General features: G+C 56.7%; 4 protein-coding genes. 1 reads left to right on the top strand and 3 read right to left on the bottom strand.

Features of this window, described 5'->3' with window-relative positions; all coding sequences use genetic code 11:
- Positions 1 to 491: 491 nt before the first annotated feature.
- Both clpA and clpS read right to left on the bottom strand, forming a co-directional pair.
- On the bottom strand, positions 492 to 2,762 hold the full coding sequence (clpA, locus tag AC1DRJ_RS20865) for an ATP-dependent Clp protease ATP-binding subunit ClpA (RefSeq protein WP_477803806.1): 2,271 nt from the start codon (positions 2,760 to 2,762) through the stop codon (positions 492 to 494).
- Positions 2,763 to 2,792: 30 nt separating this feature from the next.
- Complete coding sequence (gene clpS, locus AC1DRJ_RS20860; protein WP_020799529.1) at positions 2,793 to 3,176, bottom strand: ATP-dependent Clp protease adapter ClpS; 384 nt, start codon at positions 3,174 to 3,176, stop codon at positions 2,793 to 2,795.
- 225 nt (positions 3,177 to 3,401) lie between these two features.
- Between clpS and AC1DRJ_RS20855 the strand changes: the two genes are divergently transcribed.
- Positions 3,402 to 3,683, top strand: coding sequence for a cold shock domain-containing protein (locus AC1DRJ_RS20855; protein WP_477803805.1), 282 nt, complete (start codon positions 3,402 to 3,404; stop codon positions 3,681 to 3,683).
- Between the two features lie 62 nt (positions 3,684 to 3,745).
- On the opposite strand, the gene AC1DRJ_RS20850 is transcribed toward AC1DRJ_RS20855, so the two are convergent.
- A partial coding sequence (locus tag AC1DRJ_RS20850; RefSeq protein WP_477803804.1) for an isocitrate/isopropylmalate family dehydrogenase occupies positions 3,746 to 3,953 on the bottom strand: 208 nt, incomplete at its 5' end.

Genomic DNA, 3,953 nt, shown 5'->3' with positions numbered 1-3,953 from the left:
GCCAAAGCCAAAGCCAAAGCCAAAGCCAAAGCCAAAGCCAAAGCCAAAGCCAGATCAAAAGATCGCAGCTTCGCCAGCGCCTAAAAGAAGTTCGCGCACACCCGCAATAACAGGTCGGCTATCATTCCGCCTCGGCTGATTTTGATCTGCCCGCCCCTTCGGGAGGCTGAGTGTAGGTGTGCATCCGGGGAGTGGCGCACAGCGCCGTTCGACGCAGTCGAACACGCTGCATGTAGGTCGTCGCGAAGCAGACCGGAGGGCAGTGTCCCCGGATGGATACCGGAGCGAAGGAACGCCGAGCCTTAGCGAGGGGCCGGACGCTCGGGGCGAGACCTTTTGGTTCCTTTTGGGGCGTTCGTTTGCCAAAAGGGACTCGCTGTAAGAGCGAAACCAATAGCGGCCGTTACCGCAGCAACGGATATACACCCAATCTAACAGACAACAAAAAGGCGCCCGAAGGCGCCTTTCGCTTTACAACAGATCAACAGCCGTCAGGCCATTTCAGCCGTGGTCTCGAACTCGAAGGTCAGCTCGCCGTCCTTAAGATCGATGTGCACCACACCGCCATGGTCGGCCAGTTCGCCAAAGAGGATCTCTTCGGCCAGTGGACGCTTGATCTTGTCCTGGATCAAACGCRCCATTGGACGAGCGCCCATTGCCGAGTCGTAGCCACCCGCCGCCAGCCAGCTGCGAGCCGCGTCCGTCACCTCCAGCTGCACGCGCTTGTCTTCCAGCTGCGCCTGAAGCTCGGTAAGGAACTTGTCCACCACGCTTTTGATGACCTCATGGCTGAGGCGACCAAACTGGATAATGGTGTCCAGACGGTTGCGGAACTCTGGCGTGAAGCTCTTCTTGATCACTTCCATCGCATCGGACGAGTGGTCCTGATGGGTGAAACCGATCGAAGCACGCGCTGCAGTCTCGGCACCGGCGTTGGTCGTCATGATGACAATCACGTTACGGAAATCCGCCTTGCGCCCGTTGTTATCGGTCAGCGTACCGTGGTCCATGACCTGCAGCAGCAGGTTGAAGACTTCCGGATGCGCCTTCTCGATTTCATCGAGCAACAGCACGCAGTGAGGCTGCTTGGTGATAGCTTCGGTGAGCAGGCCGCCCTGATCGAACCCGACGTAGCCTGGAGGCGCACCGATCAGACGCGATACGGTGTGGCGCTCCATGTAYTCGGACATGTCGAARCGAACCAGCTCGATCCCCAACGCCTTGGCCAGCTGACGCGCCGCCTCGGTTTTACCGACACCGGTCGGCCCTGCGAACAGGAACGAACCGACAGGCTTGTCAGGCGACTTGAGGCCGGCACGMGACAGYTTGATCGCSGTCGACARCGARTCGATSGCSGCRTCCTGRCCAAAYACMGTCAGCTTCAGGTCACGCTCAAGGTTGCGCAGCAGTTCTTTGTCGGAACTGGTGACGTGCTTAGGCGGAATCCGCGCAATTTTCGCGACGATGTCCTCGACTTGAGGCACCTCGATGCGTTTCACACGCTTCTCGATCGGCTGCAGACGCTGATAGGCGCCCGCCTCGTCGATGACGTCGATGGCCTTGTCCGGCATATGCCGGTCATTGATATAGCGCGAAGCCAGCTCAGCCGCCGCACGCAGCGCTTCATCACTGTATTCGATGTTGTGGTGAGCTTCGAAACGACCTTTCAAGCCGCGCAGGATGCCAATGGTGTCTTCCACCGAAGGCTCCGACACATCGACCTTCTGGAAGCGTCGCGCCAAGGCACGATCCTTCTCGAAGATCCCGCGAAATTCCTGAAACGTGGTCGAACCGATGCAACGGATATCGCCGGAGGACAGCAGCGGCTTGAGCAGGTTCGAGGCATCCATGACGCCACCGGACGCAGCACCCGCACCGATAATGGTGTGGATTTCGTCGATGAACAGGATCGCCTGCGGACGTTTTTTCAGTTCATTGAGCAGCGCCTTGAAGCGCTTCTCAAAATCACCACGGTATTTGGTCCCGGCCAGCAAGGCACCCAGGTCGAGGGAGTACACCACGCTGTTGGCCAGCAGGTCCGGCACCTGGTTGTCGACAATGCGTTTGGCCAGGCCTTCGGCAATCGCGGTTTTACCCACGCCCGCCTCGCCCACCAGCAGCGGATTGTTTTTGCGACGGCGCGCCAGAATCTGCGCAACGCGTTCGACTTCCAGCTCACGGCCTACCAACGGATCGATTCGACCCTGGCGCGCGAGTTCGTTGAGGTTACTGGCATAAGCATCCAGAGGATTGCTTGAAGAAGAAGACTCACCGCCCTCGTCGTCCTGCATATCTTGCTCACCTTCAGAGTGATCGCCATGCCCAGGCACTTTGGAAATGCCATGAGCGATGTAGTTGACGACATCAATGCGCGCAACGCTCTGCTGTTTCAGCAGGAACACCGCTTGACTCTCTTGCTCACTGAAAATGGCGACCAGTACGTTGGCGCCAGTCACTTCACGCTTGCCCGAGCTCTGAACGTGAAAAACAGCACGCTGCAGTACACGCTGGAAGCCCAGGGTTGGCTGGGTTTCGCGGTCCTCGTCATGAAGAGGGATCAAGGGCGTGGTGGAGTCGATGAACTCCTGCAGGTCATGCTTGAGTTTGTCGAGGTTTGCGCCGCACGCACGCAAAACGGTGGCGGCAGCCTCATTATCCAATAGGGCCAGCAGGAGGTGCTCGACGGTCATGAACTCATGACGCTTCGAACGGGCCTCCTTGAAGRCAAGATTGAGGGTGACTTCGAGCTCGCGGTTTAACATAGCTTCACCTCATACCCAAGTGGTCGGCGATTAACCGTCCTTCTCGATTTCACAGAGTAGCGGATGCTGGCTTTCCCTGGCGTACTGGTTGACCTGCATAGCCTTTGTTTCGGCGATGTCGCGGGTAAACACTCCACATACTGCCCGTCCTTCTGTATGGACGGCCAGCATGACCTTGGTCGCCAGCTCGCGATTCAGGTTAAAAAACACCTCGAGCACTTCGACGACGAAATCCATCGGTGTGTAGTCATCATTGAACAAAACCACCTTGTACATCGGCGGTGCCTGTAACGCAGGCTTCGCCTCCTGAACAGCAATGCCTGCGGAATCGTCGTCGTGTTCCTCCGGGCGATCTTTCTGGAGAGTCGGGCGATCCTGATTGAATGTTAGTCGAATCTGGCTGATTGCATGCATGGAAAGAAAGGTTCGTCAGTTGTGCTAAGACAGTGGTGGGGGCGACTATGGACGATTTCAACACCGACCGCCCGGTCACCTTGACTATCGGAAAAACGGTGTTACAACCAATAGAGCCCACAGTGGGTAAAAAAGGTCCGCAGAGTCAACTTTATTTAAAGTGACTGACTGTGGATGTACTGGATGATACTCCAGTGATGGAGTCTGTTGCAGAGGGATATGAGCATGTCAGTCGGCAAGGTGAAATGGTTCAACAATGCCAAGGGATTCGGTTTCATAAACACCGACGCCAGAGAAGGTCGTGACGAGGATGGCAAGGAGATCGACTTCTTTGCCCACTATTCGGCCATCGAGATGGATGGTTACAAAACGCTCAAGGCTGGACAAATCGTCAGCTTCGAGATCGTACAAGGCCCCAAGGGATTGCACGCCGTGAAGATCGGTGCAGCCCCGTCAGTGAGCGATCCTGTCGCTCCCGCCATCAAGCAGGAGACGGTATCGAACTGACGCAATCAGCATCCAGTCATGAAAAAAACCGCCCGAAGGCGGTTTTTTTAGTGCCGATTCGCTTACATGTGTGAAATGAGCGCATCACCAAACGCAGACGAAGACAACAGCGTTGCCCCGTCCATCAAACGTTCGAAGTCATAGGTCACGGTCTTGGCGGAAATCGCGCCGTTGGTGCCCTTGATGATCAGATCCGCCGCTTCGGTCCAGCCCATGTGGCGCAGCATCATTTCAGCAGACAGGATCAGTGAACCCGGGTTTACCTGGTCT

The organism is Pseudomonas sp. P5_B2 (assembly GCF_056400445.1).
This window is presented reverse-complemented; position numbering and strand designations above follow the sequence as displayed.